Origin of the sequence: Aquimarina addita (genome assembly GCF_039539305.1) — a bacterium.
Taxonomy (GTDB): domain Bacteria; phylum Bacteroidota; class Bacteroidia; order Flavobacteriales; family Flavobacteriaceae; genus Aquimarina; species Aquimarina addita.
The window spans coordinates 1-899 of the sequence record NZ_BAABCW010000069.1 but is presented as its reverse complement, the minus strand read 5'-3'; the positions used below and the strand labels follow the sequence as shown (position 1 = coordinate 899).

2 protein-coding genes are annotated in these 899 nt (G+C 33.6%); both read right to left on the bottom strand.

Translation table 11 applies throughout. From position 1 onward, the window contains the following. The coding region (locus ABD816_RS22170) for a hypothetical protein (RefSeq protein ID WP_344931102.1) at positions 1–506 on the bottom strand (506 nt) is incomplete at its 3' end. Further along, the coding region (locus ABD816_RS22165) for an RNA 2'-phosphotransferase (RefSeq protein WP_344931101.1) at positions 503–899 on the bottom strand (397 nt) is incomplete at its 5' end. The genes ABD816_RS22165 and ABD816_RS22170, both read right to left, overlap by 4 nt.

The following is an 899-nucleotide window of genomic DNA, read 5'->3' as shown; positions in this document are numbered from 1 at the left end:
TTACTGATTTTCCAAGCCTTATATCCTCCAGCTTTTTTGATCTCATCAATATTTTTACCAACCAGCTCTAGTTCATCAAGATTTCTTCTTAGTACATCATCAACCCCTGCATCATTAAGGACCTTCCAACTGTCAACCAACTTAGAACTCTCAATAAAAACAGTACCTACCCATCCACCATTTTCTAGATAATTTTCTAAATTTCCACCAAATTGAAAATGTGATATAAGATTTTTAGAAACACTTTTTAAACATACTTCTCCCAGAAAGTTTTGAGTTAAATTTTCTGACGGAAATTGTAAATAAGAGAGTTGTTCTTGGTTGGTAGATTCTTCTTGAAAACAACATAAAGCTAACCACTCTTTTTCTGCTGAAACTTCTTTAAAATCTTGTTTTGAAAATGACTTTATTTTATCATTCCCTATAACAATACTTTCTGCTTTCAGATTTTTCGAATAAAAACCAAGAAATGATAGTATAAGAAATATGTGCCTCAGAAAATTCATAAATTATAAATACTCAAGAAGCTTGATGGTATGTAATCAGACAACCATATTCGGTCGTTGCCCTCATAAAACTTAACACCTTCATGAAAAGCCTTTTCCGCATCTACCTGTAAAATAACAGGTTCACTGTCTTTTCTTTTTCCTACTCTCATTGCTTCTTTGACAACCTGTGATAAATGTACGTATTGCCTGTCCATAGATTTGATACCCTCTTCTAAAATGATTGGAGCGGTCTCTCTTGATGTGCCGTGATAAAGTATTTCGGGTGGCTTTTGATTATCCTTTCTAAACTTACCATCTACCGAATGACCATAAATAGCACGGATATATTCTCCTTCTAATTCATGCCGTTTTTTCTCGGATTGATTGACCATATGTTGTAAGTCTTCTACT